17 protein-coding genes are annotated in these 16,129 nt (G+C 63.4%); 11 read left to right on the forward strand and 6 right to left on the reverse strand.

Going from position 1 to position 16,129, the window contains the following annotated elements:
• Positions 1 to 26: 26 nt before the first annotated feature.
• From HYH07_RS06870 to HYH07_RS06880, 3 genes are all read left to right on the forward strand, one after another.
• Positions 27 to 2,363 carry a LamG domain-containing protein gene (locus HYH07_RS06870; protein WP_220001786.1) on the forward strand — a complete coding sequence of 779 codons (2,337 nt, stop codon included), beginning with the start codon at positions 27 to 29 and terminating at the stop codon, positions 2,361 to 2,363.
• A gap of 11 nt (positions 2,364 to 2,374) precedes the next feature.
• Positions 2,375 to 3,061 (forward strand): glutathione binding-like protein, encoded by a 687-nt coding sequence (locus HYH07_RS06875; protein WP_220001787.1) that lies wholly within the window; start codon positions 2,375 to 2,377, stop codon positions 3,059 to 3,061.
• An 88-nt stretch (positions 3,062 to 3,149) separates the two neighbouring features.
• Positions 3,150 to 3,779: a 2-hydroxychromene-2-carboxylate isomerase gene (locus tag HYH07_RS06880; protein WP_220001788.1), complete on the forward strand. Its 630-nt coding sequence runs from the start codon at positions 3,150 to 3,152 to the stop codon at positions 3,777 to 3,779.
• 215 nt (positions 3,780 to 3,994) lie between these two features.
• On the opposite strand, the gene HYH07_RS06885 is transcribed toward HYH07_RS06880, so the two are convergent.
• The 6 genes from HYH07_RS06885 to HYH07_RS06910 form a co-directional block, all read right to left on the reverse strand.
• Positions 3,995 to 4,831: a transporter substrate-binding domain-containing protein gene (locus HYH07_RS06885; RefSeq protein ID WP_220001789.1), complete on the reverse strand. Its 837-nt coding sequence runs from the start codon at positions 4,829 to 4,831 to the stop codon at positions 3,995 to 3,997.
• Positions 4,832 to 4,894: 63 nt separating this feature from the next.
• Positions 4,895 to 5,383, reverse strand: coding sequence for a MaoC family dehydratase (locus HYH07_RS06890; RefSeq protein WP_220001790.1), 489 nt, complete (start codon positions 5,381 to 5,383; stop codon positions 4,895 to 4,897).
• 8 nt (positions 5,384 to 5,391) lie between these two features.
• Positions 5,392 to 6,975 (reverse strand): acyl CoA:acetate/3-ketoacid CoA transferase, encoded by a 1,584-nt coding sequence (locus tag HYH07_RS06895; protein WP_220001791.1) that lies wholly within the window; start codon positions 6,973 to 6,975, stop codon positions 5,392 to 5,394.
• Between the two features lie 4 nt (positions 6,976 to 6,979).
• Complete coding sequence (locus tag HYH07_RS06900; protein WP_220001792.1) at positions 6,980 to 8,122, reverse strand: acyl-CoA dehydrogenase family protein; 1,143 nt, start codon at positions 8,120 to 8,122, stop codon at positions 6,980 to 6,982.
• Between the two features lie 11 nt (positions 8,123 to 8,133).
• On the reverse strand, positions 8,134 to 8,502 hold the full coding sequence (locus HYH07_RS06905) for a hypothetical protein (RefSeq protein ID WP_220001793.1): 369 nt from the start codon (positions 8,500 to 8,502) through the stop codon (positions 8,134 to 8,136).
• A 3-nt stretch (positions 8,503 to 8,505) separates the two neighbouring features.
• Positions 8,506 to 9,591 (reverse strand): LacI family DNA-binding transcriptional regulator, encoded by a 1,086-nt coding sequence (locus HYH07_RS06910; protein ID WP_220001794.1) that lies wholly within the window; start codon positions 9,589 to 9,591, stop codon positions 8,506 to 8,508.
• A gap of 181 nt (positions 9,592 to 9,772) precedes the next feature.
• Between HYH07_RS06910 and dapA the strand changes: the two genes are divergently transcribed.
• The 8 genes from dapA (at position 9,773) to HYH07_RS06950 (ending at position 16,119) form a co-directional block, all read left to right on the forward strand.
• A complete protein-coding gene (dapA, locus tag HYH07_RS06915) occupies positions 9,773 to 10,681 on the forward strand; it encodes a 4-hydroxy-tetrahydrodipicolinate synthase (RefSeq protein ID WP_220002018.1) in 909 nt (302 codons plus the stop codon).
• A 13-nt stretch (positions 10,682 to 10,694) separates the two neighbouring features.
• Positions 10,695 to 11,885, forward strand: a complete 1,191-nt coding sequence (locus HYH07_RS06920) for a CaiB/BaiF CoA-transferase family protein (RefSeq protein ID WP_220001795.1) — start codon at positions 10,695 to 10,697, stop codon at positions 11,883 to 11,885.
• Complete coding sequence (locus HYH07_RS06925) at positions 11,882 to 13,045, forward strand: acyl-CoA dehydrogenase family protein (RefSeq protein WP_220001796.1); 1,164 nt, start codon at positions 11,882 to 11,884, stop codon at positions 13,043 to 13,045. The genes HYH07_RS06920 and HYH07_RS06925 overlap by 4 nt, the downstream gene beginning before the upstream one ends.
• A 10-nt stretch (positions 13,046 to 13,055) precedes the next feature.
• Positions 13,056 to 13,463, forward strand: coding sequence for a MaoC/PaaZ C-terminal domain-containing protein (locus HYH07_RS06930; RefSeq protein WP_220001797.1), 408 nt, complete (start codon positions 13,056 to 13,058; stop codon positions 13,461 to 13,463).
• Positions 13,464 to 13,466: 3 nt separating this feature from the next.
• Entirely contained in the window at positions 13,467 to 13,898 is a 432-nt protein-coding gene (locus HYH07_RS06935; protein WP_220001798.1) for a MaoC/PaaZ C-terminal domain-containing protein, read from the forward strand.
• A gap of 8 nt (positions 13,899 to 13,906) precedes the next feature.
• Positions 13,907 to 14,848, forward strand: coding sequence for a dihydrodipicolinate synthase family protein (locus HYH07_RS06940; RefSeq protein ID WP_228749299.1), 942 nt, complete (start codon positions 13,907 to 13,909; stop codon positions 14,846 to 14,848).
• An 11-nt stretch (positions 14,849 to 14,859) separates the two neighbouring features.
• On the forward strand, positions 14,860 to 15,162 hold the full coding sequence (locus HYH07_RS06945) for a DUF4286 family protein (RefSeq protein WP_228749300.1): 303 nt from the start codon (positions 14,860 to 14,862) through the stop codon (positions 15,160 to 15,162).
• Between the two features lie 120 nt (positions 15,163 to 15,282).
• Positions 15,283 to 16,119, forward strand: coding sequence for an ABC transporter substrate-binding protein (locus HYH07_RS06950; RefSeq protein ID WP_220001801.1), 837 nt, complete (start codon positions 15,283 to 15,285; stop codon positions 16,117 to 16,119).
• The last annotated feature ends 10 nt before the right edge of the window (positions 16,120 to 16,129 follow it).

Raw genomic sequence — 16,129 nt, forward strand, 5'->3', positions numbered from 1 at the left:
GGCTTTTCGATGGGAAACTCCGCACCATGGCGCAGATCAAGATATTCGGCTACGCAGATAAGATCTCGGTGAAGCCCGGCGACACCATACAATTTCATGTCAGCGCCGATGGCACGTCGACCGCTGAAGCCCATCTCGTGCGTCTGATTCATGGCGACGAGCATCCGCATGGTCCGGGATTCATCGAGGAAGAAATCGATTGCGTGGCCAACGGCACCTGGCAGGTCGAGAAGCAGTTCACGCAGGTCGGTGCCTTCCTCGAGGTGAGCGACCCCAATCGCAAGCTCGCGCTCGACGGCAGCATCACGCTCTGTGCATTCATCTGGCCGACCTGGCCCGATGTCGGGCATCGGCAATGCTTGCTGGGCCGCTGGGACAACGACAGGAATCACGGCTACGGCCTTGGCATCAATCCAAGCGGCAGGCTTGAGTTCTGGGTCGGCTGCGGAAACGAGATCGACTATCTCCAGGCTGAACTGCCCCTGCAGAAGCAGTCCTGGTATTTCGTCGCTGCCACATTCGATGCGCGAAGCGGTCGCGCCACGTTGTACCAGGAAGGGGTCGTGAACCGCTACAACAGCCTGCTCAGCAAAGTCGCGCCGGTCGAATACCGCTCTCATGTGTCGGAGATGTTTCGGTTCAGGCAGAACAACCTGCCTGATACGCCGTTCCTCGTGGCGGGATCACGCGATTGGCACGCGTTGCGCGGGCATTTCGTCTCGCAACTGTACTGCGGCAAGATCGATCGTTGTGGTGTGTTCGATCGTCCTTTGGATCGCGAGGAGCTCGATGCGATTCGCTCAGGCGGGCAGCCCCCATTTGACGGCATGGTCGCATATTGGGACACCACGAAGGGGTATACCGATCGTGGGATCGGCGATGTCGTAGTGGACATCGGACCAAACCGGCTCGATGCGAAGGGCTACAACAGGCCGGTGCGCGCCCAGACCGGCTACAACTGGAACGGCCGCAACGACTGCTTCCGGCTCGCTCCGGATCAATACGGTGGCATCGAGTTTCATGCCGACGCGATGATCGACAGCAATTGGAAAGCCACAAAGACGCTCGAACTGCCCGAAACGCTGCGCAGCGGAGCCTACGCGATGAGAGTACGCGGCGGCGACGGCGAGGGCCTGGCCGAAGAGTACATCGTTTTCTTCGTTCGGCCCCGCATGCCTACAGCGCGAATTGCTCTGTTGTTTTCCACCGCGACCTACCTGGCCTATGCCAACGAGCGCTTCGCGACAGACGGCCAGATCGTGCAGCCAATGGCCGGCCAGCCACCGACGATCTCCGAGGTCGATATTGAAATCTACGAAAATCCGGAGTTCGGTGCGGGCTGCTACGACACGCATGCGGATGGCGCTGGCGTCTGCTACACGAGCTACCGTCGCCCGATGGTGAACATGCGGCCGAAATACCGGATCGCCGCATTCGACTTGCCATGGAATTTTCCGGCAGACCTCTCGATCCTGGCATGGCTTGAGCACAAGGGATACGACTACGACGTATTGACCGACGAAGATGTCCATCTGGAGGGTGTCGCAGCGATGGCGCCCTACGCATGCATTTTGAATTCCACGCATCCGGAATATCATTCTGAGCGCATGCTCGACGCCCATGAGGATTACATCGCCGGCGGCGGGCGCTTTATCTGCATGGGCGCGAACAGCTTCTGCTGCAATGTGGCGTTTCGCGATGACGAACCTTGGATCATGGAGTGCCGCAAGACAGGTGGGCACTGGATTGCCTGGGCGGCACGGCCGGGCGAATACTACCTCGCCACGACGGGTCAGATGGGTGGAATCTGGACCGGCTTTCAGCGCTGGGGGCAGAAGCTGGTCGGCAATACATTTGCCGGCGAGGGCTTCGCCCATAGCCAGCCTTATCGGCGGATGCCCGACAGCTACGATCCTGCGCTCGCTTGGATCACGGAGGGGATCGAAGGCGAGATCATCGGTGATTTCGGCCTGGGCAACGGCGGAGCCGCGGGCATTGAGATCGACTGCTACAAGCTGGGATTCGGCACGCCGCCTAACACCAAGATCATCGCATCCTCGGGGGGGCACCCCGACAACTACATCGCCCACGACGAGGAGGGAGCCCACGCCCACCAGGGATTCAGCGGGACGCACAACTACATCCTGCGGGCCGACATGGTATATTTCGAGGCGCCGAATAATGGCGCGGTGTTTGCAACCGGATCCATCGCGTTCGGAAGTGCCCTTCCTATCAACGGCTTCGAGAACAACGTCTCGCAGCTTCTGAGCAACGTGGTGGACGCGTTCGTCAGGCCGGGTCCGTTGCCCGGCTCGAACAGACCTAGGAAGAGCACAACAGGGCTCGAACGAGTCGCCCCCTAGGAACGACCGGAATGATTGACCTGCACTATGCGCCGACCCCCAACGGCTGGAAGATCTCGATTCTGCTCGAGGAACTGGGGCTGCCATATACCGTCGTGCCGATCGATATTCGCGCTGGTGAACAGTTCACTCCCGAGTTTCTCGCCATCAGCCCGAACAATCGTATTCCAGCGATTGTTGATCGCGCGCCTGCCGACGATGGCGAGCCCATCTCCGTGTTCGAGACGGGTGCGATCCTGATCTACCTGGCCGAGAAGACCGGACGATTTCTGCCAGTGGACGTGCGTGGTCGTACCCGGGTCTTACAATGGCTAATGTGGCAGATGGCCGGTCTTGGACCGATGCTCGGTCAGCACGGTCATTTCCGTCTCTATGCGCCGGAAAAGATCCCCTATGCGATCGATCGCTATCAGCGGGAGGCGACACGATTATATGGTGTGCTTGACGCCCAATTGGGCAAGACCGGACGCTTCGTCGCCGGCAACGAATACACGATAGCCGACATCGCTTGTTTCCCGTGGACGATGACCCATAAGGCGCAAGGCTTCACACTCGACGACTATCCGAACGTCAAGCGCTGGTATGCGGAGGTCCGCGGCCGGCCGCAAGTCCAGGCCGGCCTTTCGGTCGGCAAATTTGTGAAGGAGCCGTTCTCTGACGAAGCAAGAAAAAACATGTTCGGCGCACCGAAGTCGTAACCAAAGAAATTGCGCGACCTCCGGCGAGCGAAAATCAAAAGGCGGGTATGCCGCATTGCATTTCAGTCAAGAAGAGAGTGTCTGATCGATGATAGAGTTCTTCTTCGACTGCTCAAGTCCATGGACTTATCTCGCTTTCCACAACATCCAGCGGCTGGCAAAGGAGTTTGGCGAGCCGCTCTCGTGGCGGCCAGTGCTGGCTGGCGGCATCTTCAACGCGGTTAATCCGAGCGTTTATGCCTCGCGCGAAAGTCCGATCGTGCCGAAAGCGCAGTACATGTTGAAGGATCTTGCAGACTGGGCGCGCTCCGCCGGGCTTGCGATCAAGATGCCACCGACGGTTTTTCCGGTGAACAGCGTAAAGGCGATGCGCGGCTGCATCTGGCTCGGAGGCGGGATGGTTCCGTTCGCTACCGCGGTGTTCGAAGCCTATTGGGGCGAGGATAGGGACATCTCCCAGGATGCGGTGCTAACGAACATTTGCAAGAAGGTAGACGTCGATCCTGCGGAGTTTTTTCGGGGGATCAGCGAAGAAGCGGTCAAGAACCAACTCCGGGCCAACACTGACGAGGTGATCGCTCGCGGCGGCTTCGGATCGCCGACAATTTTCGTTGACAAGACCGATATGTATTTTGGCAACGATCGCCTGCCGTTGGTCCGTGAGTTGCTGGAGCGCCGGATGGCACAGGGCCATTCGGCCCGCAAGAGTGCTCCCTGAGCCGGAGACCTGCGCAGCAGCCCTTGGTTTCGGTGATCCGCGGCGGTCAATGTTGCGCTCCATGTCGAGCGCCAATCTCACTGTCCTTACGACGACGAAGGTCACTGACATATTCTTCCGGCGGACCTGGCCGCGCAGGTTTCCGCAAGGCCGCGCGCACTCCCCAATTCGGTCGCTCGTATGTGCGCGGCCACATATGAGGTGGCGCAGGCCTGTCAATTCGTCGGCCCGTCGCCGCGAATGGCGAACGTCGTCGCCTTCAGCTTGGTCATGCCGAATTTATCAAACAGCTTGTCGTAGGTGCCGTCGGCCCGGATCGCGGTGAGCGCATCTGCGGCGGCCTGCGCGAGCAGCTTGTCACGGAAGGCAAAGGTGATGTCGGTGCCGGCGATGTCGCGAACCCAGATCTTGGCAATGCCCTTCTGCTCCAGCGAGTTTGCGGTCTCGTTGATATTCAGCGCGGCCTCGAGCTGGCCAGCGCGCAGCGCTGCCGAGGTCGCGGTTACCGTGGTGAAGGTGCGCAGATCGATCGGCTTGAGACCCTTGGCCTCCATGGCCGTGCTGAACTCACGCGCCTTGCGCTCGGTGTAAGTCGCCGATTCCACCCCGACCACGCGGCCGGCGAGATCCTCGAATTTCTCGAGCTTCAGGCTGGAGGAGGGGTCGGTGTAGATGCTGATCGCCTGCTGCGCGTAAGGCACGAGGTAGAGCATCTTCGAACGCTCCTCGGTCCAGAACAGGCCGGTGTTGATGGCGTCGAAGCGGCCCGAGCGCAGCGCCGGGATCATGGGCGGGAAGTCCATGCGCAGGAACACCGGCTCGACGCAGATGCGCTTGGCGATCTCGCGGGCGAGCTCGACGTTGAGGCCCTGCAACTCGCCCTTGTCGTCGACGAATTGTTGCGGCGGCAAGGTCGGGTTGATCGACATCTGCCATTTGGGCGCTTCGATCAGGCTCGACGCCGGCACTTTCGGCGTGCAGGTCTGGGCACCGACGGCCTGGGTCAGGCCGACCAGAAGAGCGAGGGCGGAGAAGGTTTCTGGAAGTCGCATCAAGGTACTCCTGTCAATCGTGGGTGGCAGTTGAGCCGTCTCCGGTCCGAGGCTTCGTCGTTGTTACGTGGCAGCCGGCACGCCGCGATCGGCCTGCCGGGTCAGGATCAGCGAGATGTGGCGCCCCGCAGTCACGACCTCGTCGCGCTGGTTGAGCAGGTCGAGCGCCTCCACGACGATTCCTCGTTCAGGATTTTTGGTCGGCCGCTTTTCGACGAAGCGGAAACGAACGCGCAAGCTGTCGCCGGCAACGATTGGCCCCTTGAATTTCACCTCGTCCCAGCCAAGCGAGGCCACCGAGGTCTCCTCGTACAGCTTCAGCTCCGACTTCAGCCCCTCCATAAGCGACAGGCCGAACAGGCCGTGGCCGATCACGGCAGGAAACCCGCGCGAACGCGCATAGGCGCCGTCGATATGGAGCGGGTGGTGATCGCGCGTGACGTCGGCGAAGACTGCGATGTCAGCCTCGGTCACGGTGTGCACGGCGGTCTCGAACTCCGCGCCGAGCGCGATGTCCTCGTAACGGAGATTGATCGGGGCGCTCGTGTCCATGGTGATCCTCAGGCGACCTTGCCTGGCCGCGCTGGCAGGGCGTTGAAGGCTTGCGCGATTCCCATCGGCCCGGAGCGGAAGATGCGCGGGTCCATGTCCTTCAATTGCAGGCTGATGCGTGGGCGAAAGCCCATATGAGCGAGGACGTCCTCCTCCAGACGCACGCCCGGCGCGATCTCGGTCAACGTCACGTGGCCGTTCTCCAGCTCGAACACGGCGCGCTCCGTGACGTAGCTGACGTGCTGGCCGCGTTGCGCGGCGAGCGAGGCGCTGAAGCTGATCTGGCCGACCTGCGGGACGAATTTGCGGAAGGCGCCATCGCGCCGGATCGCGAGGCGACCGTTCTCGACCCTGATGTCGAACTTGCCGCCGGTCATGGTGCCGCTGAAGATCAGCCGCTTCGCATTCTGGGTGATGTCGATGAAGCCACCGGAGCCGTCGCGTCGCTCGCCGAAGCGGGTGACGTTGACGTTGCCGGCTTCATCCACCTCAGCGAAGGACAGGAAGGCGCAGGACAATCCGCCGCCGTCGTAGAAGTCGAACTGATAGGCCTGGTCGAGAATGACGCGCGGATTGATCGCGGTGCCGAATTCTCGCGCATGGCCGGGTACGCCGCCGACCACGCCCGATTCCACCGTCAGCGTGATCAGATCCGAAATACCTTCCTCGGCTGCGACATTGGGGATCATGGCGGAGATGCCGACGCCGAGATTGACGACGTCGCGCGGCCGTAGCTCGAAGGCGGCGCGGCGCGCGATCACACGCCGCTCGGTGAGCGGATCGGGCGTGATCATCGCCACCGGGACGCGCGTCTCGCCGCAGCGCGCCGGATCGTAGACGGTGCCGTAGGTCTGCATCTGCTCGGGCTCGAGCACGACGTGGTCGATCAGGAAGCCGGGGATCTTCACCATCTGCGGATGAATCGAGCCGCGCTTCACGATGCGCTTGACCTGGCAGATCACGGTGCCGCCGGCATTGTGCACGGCCTGCGCGATCGAGAGATCCTCGCGCGTCGTGCCCTCGTGCTCCATGCTGATATAGCCGTCCTCGTCGGCCGAGGTGCCGCGGATGATGGCGACGTTGGGAGGGGCGGGAACGCGGTAGAGCAGCCAGGACTGGCCGTGCAGCTCGAGCAGGTCGACCAGCGCCGCGGTGGTGCGCTTGTTCATGCGTCCGCCGTCCTGGCGCGGGTCCATATAGGTGTTGAGGCCGACATGGGTGAGCACGCCGGGGTGTTTCGCCGCCATGGCGCGGCAAAGTTGGCTCATCACGCCTTGCGGGAAATTGTAGGCGTCGATCAATTCGTCGCGGACGAGCCGCATGAACGGCACCTGAAGACCGAAATTGCCGCCGATCACGCGCGCGATCAGGCCTTCGTGGGCGAGATGGCAGAGGCCCTTCTCGGTCACGGCGCCGACGCCGGTGATGTTGATCAGCGTGAGCCCATGCGGGCCCTGGCCACCAAGGAAGCGCTGCTCCAGCGCGTCGAGGATGGCTTCGGCTGCCCCGGTGCCGCCATTGCCGCCGACAATTAACGTATCGGCGTCGCGAATCAAACTGGCGGCTTCTTTCGCGGTGATGATGCTCAGCATGCCCTCACGCAGCCTCCTTCTCGACCTGCCGCGCGATGATCAGCCGCTGGATCTGGTTGGTGCCTTCGTAGATCTGGGCGAGACGCACGTCGCGGAACAGCCGCTCAATGCGGTACTCGCGCGAATAGCCGTTGCCGCCGTGAATCTGCAGTGCGTTGGAGACGTGTTTCATCGCCATATCTGTCGTAAACAGTTTTGCCTGCGCTGCCTCCTTGGCGATCGGCTCGCCGGCATCGTGCAAGCGGGCGGCGTGGTGGATCAGGAGACGCGCGGCGGCGATGTCGGTCGACATGTCCGCGAGCATGAACTGCACCGCCTGGAAGCCGATGATGGCCTGGCCGAACTGCTTGCGGTCCTTGGCATAGGCGGTGGCGTCCTCGAACGCGGCCTGTGCCATGCCAAGCGCCATCGAGGCCATCATCAGCCGGCTGAAGTTGAAATTGCTCATGGCCATTTTGAAGGCCTGGTTCTCCGGCCCCATCACGCTGTCCGAGGGTAGGCGCACATCGGAGAACGTGATCTGGCAATCGTCGAGGCCGTGCATGCCGAGCAGCTCCTCGTTCTTGCCGCGGGCGATGCCGGGCAGGGCGCCGTCGACGAGGAGGCAGGAGATGGAACGGTGGCCTGCCTCGCTGCCGGTGCGCGCGAACACCATGATGCGGTCAGCGACGCCGCCGAGCGTGACCCAGGCCTTGGTACCGTTGAGCCGCCATCCATTGCCCTCGCGCACCGCGTTGGTGCGAATGCTAGCTACGTCGGAGCCGTGGTCGGGCTCTGAGACGGCGGTGGCGGGAATGATGTCGCCGCTCAGGATCTTCGGGATCAGCGCCTTGTGCGCCTCGGTGCCGTGATGGTCGAAGAACAGCACGGCCTCGACCGGGATCGCGAAGGCGTTGGCCACCGCACCGGAGCAGCGTGCCAGTTCTTCCATAGCGATGCAGGCCGCGACCGCATCGAGCCCGGCGCCGCCGGCGCCTTCACGCAGGCAGATGCCGAACAGGCCGAGATCGGCCATGCTTTTGTAGAGTGCGCGGTCGAAACGGTCCTCGCGGTCGATCGCAGCAGCGCGCGGCAGGATCTCCGCCTCCGCGAAGCGGCGGGCGGTGTCGCGGAGTGCTTTCTGGTCCTGGCTGTAGAAGCGGTCCATGGCGTGCTCCGTCAGTCGCTGGCCAGTTTGGAATCGTGGGACACTTCGCTGCGGTCTCGGTCGATGAAATAGACCGCGACGTCGTCGCCGGGCACGCCATAGGCGCTGCACACGGCGCGGGTCAGCGCGATGGCGGCGGCGCGCCGCTCGGCCTCGCTGCGGCGGAAGGCGTGGACCTTGAGCAAGATGCGCTGGCCGGTGGCGGGAGCGCCGAACGTGCCGGCATGAGCGTAGTCGTCGGGCGCAATGTTCAGGAAATAGAGCGTGACCGTATCCGCGGTGACGCCGAACGTCGACATCAGGCCGTCCGTCACCGACCGCGCCAGCGCGGCCTTGCGCTGGTTTGGAACTTGCGGGGCGAGTACTTCGACATAGGGCATCGGTCAGACCTTGGCGGATTTGGCCGCAGACGGTTTGGATGAAGAGGATTTGGACTTGCCGGATTTAGCAGGGGCGGGGGCGTCGATCTGGCGGCAGGAATCGCGCTTGATCAGTCGGGCGCCGACGCGATATTCGCGCACCCCCTCATTGCCGTTGCCCTTGACGTCCATGCGATGCAGCAGCCGGTCGACGGCGAGATTGGCAAGATCCCGCGCGCCGTTGTCGACAATGCTGATCGCCGGGCGATGCCATTCGAACCACGGCATGTCTTCATAACAGAGCAGCGAGAGATCGTCGGGAATAGCGATGTTTCGTTCCGCCGTCACCCGCAGCACGCCGAGCGTGGCCTCATGATTGGCAACGAAGATCGCGCTGGGCGGCCGGGGGAGATCGAGCAGCTGGCGGGCGTAGCTCGCGCCAGTCTCGGGGACGTAGTGGCCGGCATGAATCAAGGTGTCGTCCCTGGCGATGCCGGCCTCACGCAGGGCGCGGACATAGCCGGACAATCGCTCTCGGCCCGACGTCGTGTCCTGGCGGCCGACGATCAGCCCGATCCGCTTGTGCCCGAGCTCGATCAGGTGGCGCGTGCCGAGATAAGCGCCTTGCGGATCGTCGGCGAGCACGGTCTCGAGATCGGTCGCGTCATCGCGCCGCACGAGGCAGACGATGGGCACGTCCTTGGAGAGCGTCTTGAGCTGCGCGCCGTTCTTGCCCGTGGGCACCACGATCAGCCCGTCGACGCGGTGATCGACCAGCGTGGCGAGGGTGTCGCTCTCGGCTTGCGGATCGTCGCCGCCGATACACAGAAGCATCTGATAACCCAGCGCCTTCAGGCGTGCCTGCACCACTTCGGCCATCACCTGGAACGAGGCGTTGGTGAGATTGTGGACCAGCAGCGCCACGAGCCGCGACTGTCCGGTCTTGAGGCCGCGCGCAATCGGGTTCGGCCGGTAGCCGAGCTCGCGCGCGATGCGCGCCAGGCGCTGCTGCGTGCGTTCGCTGGTCAGGCCGGTTCCCGTCAGCGCTCGGGAAGCAGTGCTGACCGAAACGCGGGCCGCCAGTGCCACATCTTTGAGCGTGACGCTCATCAAACCTGCCGATAGACTGCAAACGATTGCAGAAACGCTATGAGCTTATTCTCTGCCGATCAAGCTCAAAAAATGGATGGTGTTGCCCAATGCAGAGCCAGTTATGCAAACGATTGCATAGATCATGCGGATATTCAGCAGGCGGCGCCCATCCTCTGAATCCACTCGAGCACCCGGCTCCCTGATGAAGACGTTCCGCGGCACCTACACCGTTATGATCACGCCGTTCAACGCGGCGGGCGAGGTCGATGTGATGGCATTGCGCGCCTTCGTCGACTGGCAGATTGCGGAAGGCATTCATGGGTTGATCCCGCTCGGCTCGACCGGCGAGTTCCTGTCCATGGACGATGACGAGAAGGTGCTGGTTGCGGAGGTCGTCATTCGCCAGGCCGCGGGCCGGGTGCCGGTACTGATCGGCACCGGCGCAGAAGATACTCGCGAAGTGGTGCGCCTGAGCCGCCGTGCTGAAAGACTGGGCGCCGACGGCGTGATGATCATTCCGCCGTTCTATTCGACACCGACCGATGACGAGCTCGTGCACCACTACAAGACGGTGGCGGATGCGATCTCGCTGCCGATCATGGTCTACAACAATCCGGCGACCGCCAATGTCGATCTTAAGCCGCAGCTGGTGGCGCGCATCGCCGAGATCGACAACTGTCTCTATATCAAGGAGTCGACGCTGGAGGTAACGCGCGTGCGCGACATCATCCGCCTCTGCGGTGACAGGATGACCGTGTTCGGCGGCATCCTCGGCTTCGAATCCTTCGTCGAGGGCGCGCAGGGCTGGGTGGCCGTGGCCTCCAACGTGGTCCCGACGGAAATGGCCCGCATCTTCAGCCTCGTCGCCGACCACGGCGCGATTAAGGAAGCGCACGAGCTCTATCTCAAATACCTGCCGGTAATCGAATTCGTCGGCGGCCAGGCCTACGTCGCCGGCAGCAAGGCGCTGCTCAACCACATGGGTTTTGCAGCCGGCCACCCGCGCCCGCCGCGTCTGCCGCTGCCGGCAGCACAGGATGCGACCGCGCGCGCCCTGGTCAAGACGTTCGATCTCGCGTGGCGCGGCGCGCCGGTTGCGGCCGCTTGAATGAGGTGAACGGATGAACCTGCTCGACGGCGTCAAGATCCTCAGCTTCAATCACTATCTCGCAGGCCCACTGGCGGCGCAGACGCTGGCCGATCTTGGCGCCGACGTCATCGCAGTCGAGCCGATCGAGGGCGCGTTCCAGCGCAACTGGGCGGTCGCCAACCACTTCGTCGCGGGCGACAGCGTCAATCATCTGGCCACGGGGCGTAACAAGCGCAGCCTCGCCGTCGATCTCAAGCATCCGGATGGCATAGCCGCGGTGAAGAAGCTGGTCGCGACCGCCGATGTCGTGATGGAGAATTTCCGGCCAGGCACGATGGCCAAGCTCGGCCTCGGCTACGACACACTCAAGGCGATCAACGCCGGTTTGATCTATGCTGTCGCCACCGGCTTCGGATCGGAGGGGCCGTACAAGGATCGTCCCGGTCAGGACCTGCTGCTTCAGGCGATGTCGGGCCTTGCAATGCGGACGGGGCGTGCCGATGGCGAACCGACGGCGGTCGGTGCCGTCATTGTCGATCAGCATGCCGCCTCGCTCTATGCGATGAGTATTCTCGCGGCGCTGTTCGCGCGGACGAAGACTGGCAAGGGGCAGCTCGTCGAGGTCAACCTCTATCAGGCCGCGCTCGATCTCCAGGTCGAGCCGCTGACCGCCTGGCTGAATGGCGCACCGTCGCCGACGCCCCGCGGGCCGGCCGGCATCGCGGCGTGGTTCAGCCCCGGTCCCTATGGCATTCACGCGACGGCAGACGGCCATATGGCAATCTCCATGGCGTCGCCCAAGGCGCTCGCGGTCGCGCTCGACAGCGAAGAGCTGAAGCAGTTCGGGGAGAGTGACAGTTTCTCGAAGCGCGAGGAGATCACGCGGATGGTTGCCGCGCGGTTGAAGCGGAAGCCGACCGCGGAATGGCTGCCCGCGCTGGAAGCCGCGCGGGTTTGGCACGCCCCCGTGCAGGATTATCGCGACCTCGTCTCCGATCCCCAGCTCAACTATCTCGGCGCGTTCAAGAGCGCCGAGAGTGCAGGGGGCGCGCCGATCCGCATGGTCGCGCATCCCGCGCGCTATGACGGGCAGACGCCGGAGATTCGGCTGGTGCCGCAGCGGTTAGGTGCCCAGACGCGGGAGGTGCTCGGCGAGATCGGTTACGGCGCGGCCGACATTGACGCGATGATCGCCGGCAAGGCTGTCGGAGTGGGGCAATGATCGATTTTTCTGTTCCCGAGGAGACGCGCCTGCTGGTCGACACCGTCCGCCGTTTCGTCGAGACGGAAGTGCAGCCGCTCGAGGACGTCGTGGAGCAGACGGCCACGGTGCCGGCCGACGTGCTGGCGGTGACCAAGGCCAAGGCACAGAAGCTCGGCCTTTACGCCATGAACATGCCGGCCGATGTCGGCGGCGGCGGGCTATCTTGCGTGGAGCATTGCCTGGTCGAGGAGGAATTCGGCAAGACCTCGGACGCGCTGATCCGCCGGGTGTTCGGCCAGGTCTATCCGATGCTGATGGCGTGCAAGGGCGATCAGGTCGAGCGCTATCTGCTGCCGACGGTGAAGGGCGACAAGATCTGCGCCATGGCGATCACCGAGCCGGGCGCCGGCTCAGACGCGGCGTCGATCAGCACGACCGCTCAGCTCGACGGCGATCAGTGGGTCCTGAGCGGCACCAAGCATTTCATCAGCGACGGCGACATTGCCGACTACGTGATCCTGATGGCGCTGACCGACAAGGAGAAGCGGGCGCGAGGCGGCATCACGCTGTTCCTGGTCGATCGAGCTACGGCCGGCTTCAAGGTCGCGCGCACCCAGCCGATGATGGGCCATCGGGGCTATGGCCATGCCGAGCTGAGCTTCGAGAACTGCCGCATTCCCAAGGCGGCCGTGCTCGGCGAGATCGGCGGCGGTTTCAAGCTGATCATGCAGAGCGTGCTGCAGATCCGGCTCGCCCATATCGGCGCCCGCGCCGTCGGCATGGCGCAGCGCGCGCTGGAGATGATGCGCAAGCACGCCGGCGAGCGCCGCCAGTTCGGCCAGCTCATCGGCGACTTCCAGATGGTGCAGAAGCTGATTGCCGATTCCGCCACCGAGATCTTTGGCGTCAAGATGATGGTGCTGAACGCCGCCTGGGACATCGACCAGGGCCGGGATGCGCGCGACAAGGTCTCGATGATCAAGGTCGCGGCCTCCGAGATGCAAGGCCGCGTGGTCGACCGCGCCATCCAGGTGTTCGGCGGCATGGGATTCAGCAAGGATCTGCCTTTGGAGCGCATGTATCGCGACGCCCGCGTCACCCGCATCTATGACGGCACCTCCGAAATCCACCGCATGCTGGTTGCGCGCAGCACCATCAAGAACGGCTTGCAGCTCTAGGAAGCGTTTCATGTCTCACGCACCTCTCAAGCCCGGCGCTGCGTTCGCGTTCCGCAAGACTATGACCGTTGCCGAACAGGCGATGTTCACGGGAATCAGCGGCAATCTCGGCGGTCTCTACGTCGATGCCGTTCGCGCCAGGAAGGTCGGCGCCGCCAACATGGTTGCCTTCGAGCTCGCCGTCGGCGGTCTCGCTACCACCTGTCTCAGCCAGCTCGGCGGACCGACACGGCGGATCGGCAGCATCGCGCTGAACTTTGCCGCGCCGGTGATCGTCGGCGAGTCGGTCGAGGCCAGGGCCGAGATCGTCTCAGTTGATGGCGATGATGCGGTCTGTCGCGTTACCTGCACGCTGTCACCCTCGGGCGCGACCGTGGTGGACGGCACCGCGACACTGGTTCCCTTTGCCAAGGGCTGAGCTATGTACGAGCCAAAATCCTTTGATGATCTCAAGGTGAATGACAGGGTCAGCCTGAGCAAGACCATCACCGAGGCCGACGGCGCGCTCTATATCGCCGCCACCGGCGATTTTGGCCCGGTTCACGTCGATGAGGTCTATGCCGGCGCGACGCGCTTCGGTCGCCGGCTGGCGCCAGGGATCATGGTCGCGGGCCTCTGCACCAGCATCCTCACCTCTGAGCTGGTTGGCACCATCGGGGTCTCGGTAGAGGACCGCTTCTGGTTCACCGGCCCCGTGTTCTACGGCGACACGCTGACCTTCGACGTCTGGATCGCCGAGCAGCTCGATGAGACCCGCACCATCATCTGGGAGGCGAGCGCGCGCAACGAGAATGGCCTGGAAGTGCTGAGGGCGCGGGCGAGCCTGAAATTCCCGCGGCGCAAACCGTCATGAGCAAACCGATGAAGAAACCCGACCTACGTGGCGTCACGGTCGCAACCGTGCTGCCCTTTAAGGATAATCTGTCCATCGACTGGGACGGTTATGCCCGCCTGCTCGACTATTGCGCCTGTCCAGACGGAATCGCGGCAGTGTTCGTCAATGGACATGCGGGCGAGGGCGGGTCGCTTTCGGATGACGAACGGCAGGCGGTGATCGCGCGGACGCGCCGGCAGATCGGCGGCAAGCCGCTGCTTTCGGGCATCATCGCGCATTCCACGGCGGAGGCGATCCATCAGGCGCAACTCGCGGAAGCTGCCGGCGCCGATTGCGCCGTGCTGTTCCCACCGGCGCCGCTGGGCGGCGGAGCATCGGCGACCTCACGCGCGCCGCTGGCTTTCGTGCAGGCGGTGAGCTCCGCGATCGGAATTCCGGTCTCCATCTTCCAGTATCCGTTGGCGTCCGGCTTCGGCTATTCGCCGGAGACGCTGGCGAAGATCGCAGCGCTCGACAGCGTCATCGCCGTCAAGGAAGGCAGCGATACCATGCTGGCCTATGACGAGAACCGGCGGGCGGTGAAGCAGGCCGACGCTACTGTCGCCATCCTGCCGTCGAACTTCAACTGGTTCCTGCCGCAACTCGCCGTCGGTGGCGACGGCGTTCTCTCCGGCCTGGTCAGCCTCGCGCCGCGTTTGTTCGCAGAGCTCTGGCAGGCTGCGCTCGCCGACGACCTCAAGGCGATGCGCGCCGTCAACGAGCGGCTCTATCCGATTGTGCGGTCGATCTATGGGCCTGCGCCGATCATGGACATGCACACGCGCATGAAGGTCGGGCTGAAGGCGCTCGGCCTGATCCGCAACGCCGATCCGCGGCCGCCGCTGCTGCCGGTTCTGCCTGCACTGTGCGACGCCATCGCAACCACTGTCGGTGCCGCGCGCGCGGCCGGCGACATTCGACTGGCATGAGGGACGGGTGCATGCCGGACGAAGCCTTCATCCATATCGTGCGGGTCGACATCGATCCGGAGCACGAGGCTGCGTTCAACACTTGGTACGAGCAGAAGCACTTTCCCGATCTGCTCGCCTGTCCCGGCTGGCTCTCGGCAAGGCGCTTCGTCTCTGTCGGCGACGGGCCGAAATACGCCGCGATGTACGAAGTCGCGGGACGATGGGCATTCGAGACACCGGAGTTCCTGGAGGTGAAAGGTTTTGGCCCGTTTGAATCTCTGGTGAAGAATTTCATGCGCATCCAGCTGAGGCCGATGTCGGGACCCGCCTGAGCAGATCGAAGACGATGCTGCCTGTTGGATCGCAAGATCCGGCCGGCCGAATCCAAGAAACGTTGAGGGAATTCCGGACGAGGGACTGCATCGGTTATTGGCGTCTTACTGGAGGTATTCATGATCTCGACACTGCTTCGCTTGGGTGCTGCTGCCGTACTCGTTCTCGCATCCGCGTCCGCGCATGCCGCGTGTACGCCCGCGATCACCGATGACAATCTGATCGCGCCCGGTAAACTGCAGCTCTCCATCAACCCGACCAATCCGCCGCAGCAATTCGTCGACAAGGACGGGCAGTTGCAGGGGCTCAACGTGGAACTCGCCGCCGAGCTCGGCAAGCGGTTGTGCCTTCCGGTCGAACTCGTCCGGATGGATTTTCCGGCGATGATTCCCGCGCTCAACGCCGCCCGCATCGACGGCATCGACACCGGCATGTTCTGGACCGAGGAACGCTCCAAGCTGATGTACATGGTGCCCTACGCCATTCAGGCGATTTCGGTCGTGGTTGCGCCCGAGAGCGGCACAAAAATTGCTACCGAAAACGATCTGATCGGAAAATCATCCGCGGTCGAGGTCAGCAGCTACCAGATGAACTGGCTCAAGAAACTCAGCGACGCCAGCGTTGCGAAAGGTGGAGCCGCCGTCGAGATGCGGACGTTCCCCACCGCGACCAACGTCGTCAGCGCGCTGCTTGCGGGCCAAGTGGATAACGCGCTGCTGGTCGATAGTGTCGCGCGCGATCTCACCAGCCGGGGCCGCGTCAAGGAAGTGCTGAGCGGCCTAGGCACTGCGCGTACGACGCTCGGCTTCCGCAACAAGGTGGTGGTTGACGCAGTCGTCAAGGCGCTCAACGCGATGCGGGCTGACGGCTTTTATCAAGCACTGTTCGACAAGTTCGGCCTGACTGCCATGCCGGCCGACCAGCCGCTTGCGATCGCCGGCCCCGGTCCGGCCTGATATCAACGGA

Origin of the sequence: Bradyrhizobium sp. BR 10261, from assembly GCF_019455395.1 — a bacterium.
In the GTDB taxonomy this organism is placed as follows: Bacteria; Pseudomonadota; Alphaproteobacteria; order Rhizobiales; family Xanthobacteraceae; genus Bradyrhizobium; species Bradyrhizobium manausense.

What these genes read in the sequence shown, in the direction of transcription:
- HYH07_RS06870 (WP_220001786.1), top strand. Translation starts at nt 27, where the DNA reads ATGGCGCAGATCAAGATATTCGGCTACGCAGATAAGATCTCGGTGAAG.
- HYH07_RS06875 (WP_220001787.1), top strand. Translation starts at nt 2,375, where the DNA reads ATGATTGACCTGCACTATGCGCCGACCCCCAACGGCTGGAAGATCTCG.
- HYH07_RS06880 (WP_220001788.1), top strand. Translation starts at nt 3,150, where the DNA reads ATGATAGAGTTCTTCTTCGACTGCTCAAGTCCATGGACTTATCTCGCT.
- HYH07_RS06885 (WP_220001789.1), bottom strand. Translation starts at nt 4,831, where the DNA reads ATGCGACTTCCAGAAACCTTCTCCGCCCTCGCTCTTCTGGTCGGCCTG.
- HYH07_RS06890 (WP_220001790.1), bottom strand. Translation starts at nt 5,383, where the DNA reads ATGGACACGAGCGCCCCGATCAATCTCCGTTACGAGGACATCGCGCTC.
- HYH07_RS06895 (WP_220001791.1), bottom strand. Translation starts at nt 6,975, where the DNA reads ATGCTGAGCATCATCACCGCGAAAGAAGCCGCCAGTTTGATTCGCGAC.
- HYH07_RS06900 (WP_220001792.1), bottom strand. Translation starts at nt 8,122, where the DNA reads ATGGACCGCTTCTACAGCCAGGACCAGAAAGCACTCCGCGACACCGCC.
- HYH07_RS06905 (WP_220001793.1), bottom strand. Translation starts at nt 8,502, where the DNA reads ATGCCCTATGTCGAAGTACTCGCCCCGCAAGTTCCAAACCAGCGCAAG.
- HYH07_RS06910 (WP_220001794.1), bottom strand. Translation starts at nt 9,591, where the DNA reads ATGAGCGTCACGCTCAAAGATGTGGCACTGGCGGCCCGCGTTTCGGTC.
- HYH07_RS06920 (WP_220001795.1), top strand. Translation starts at nt 10,695, where the DNA reads ATGAACCTGCTCGACGGCGTCAAGATCCTCAGCTTCAATCACTATCTC.
- HYH07_RS06925 (WP_220001796.1), top strand. Translation starts at nt 11,882, where the DNA reads ATGATCGATTTTTCTGTTCCCGAGGAGACGCGCCTGCTGGTCGACACC.
- HYH07_RS06930 (WP_220001797.1), top strand. Translation starts at nt 13,056, where the DNA reads ATGTCTCACGCACCTCTCAAGCCCGGCGCTGCGTTCGCGTTCCGCAAG.
- HYH07_RS06935 (WP_220001798.1), top strand. Translation starts at nt 13,467, where the DNA reads ATGTACGAGCCAAAATCCTTTGATGATCTCAAGGTGAATGACAGGGTC.
- HYH07_RS06940 (WP_228749299.1), top strand. Translation starts at nt 13,907, where the DNA reads ATGAAGAAACCCGACCTACGTGGCGTCACGGTCGCAACCGTGCTGCCC.
- HYH07_RS06945 (WP_228749300.1), top strand. Translation starts at nt 14,860, where the DNA reads ATGCCGGACGAAGCCTTCATCCATATCGTGCGGGTCGACATCGATCCG.
- HYH07_RS06950 (WP_220001801.1), top strand. Translation starts at nt 15,283, where the DNA reads ATGATCTCGACACTGCTTCGCTTGGGTGCTGCTGCCGTACTCGTTCTC.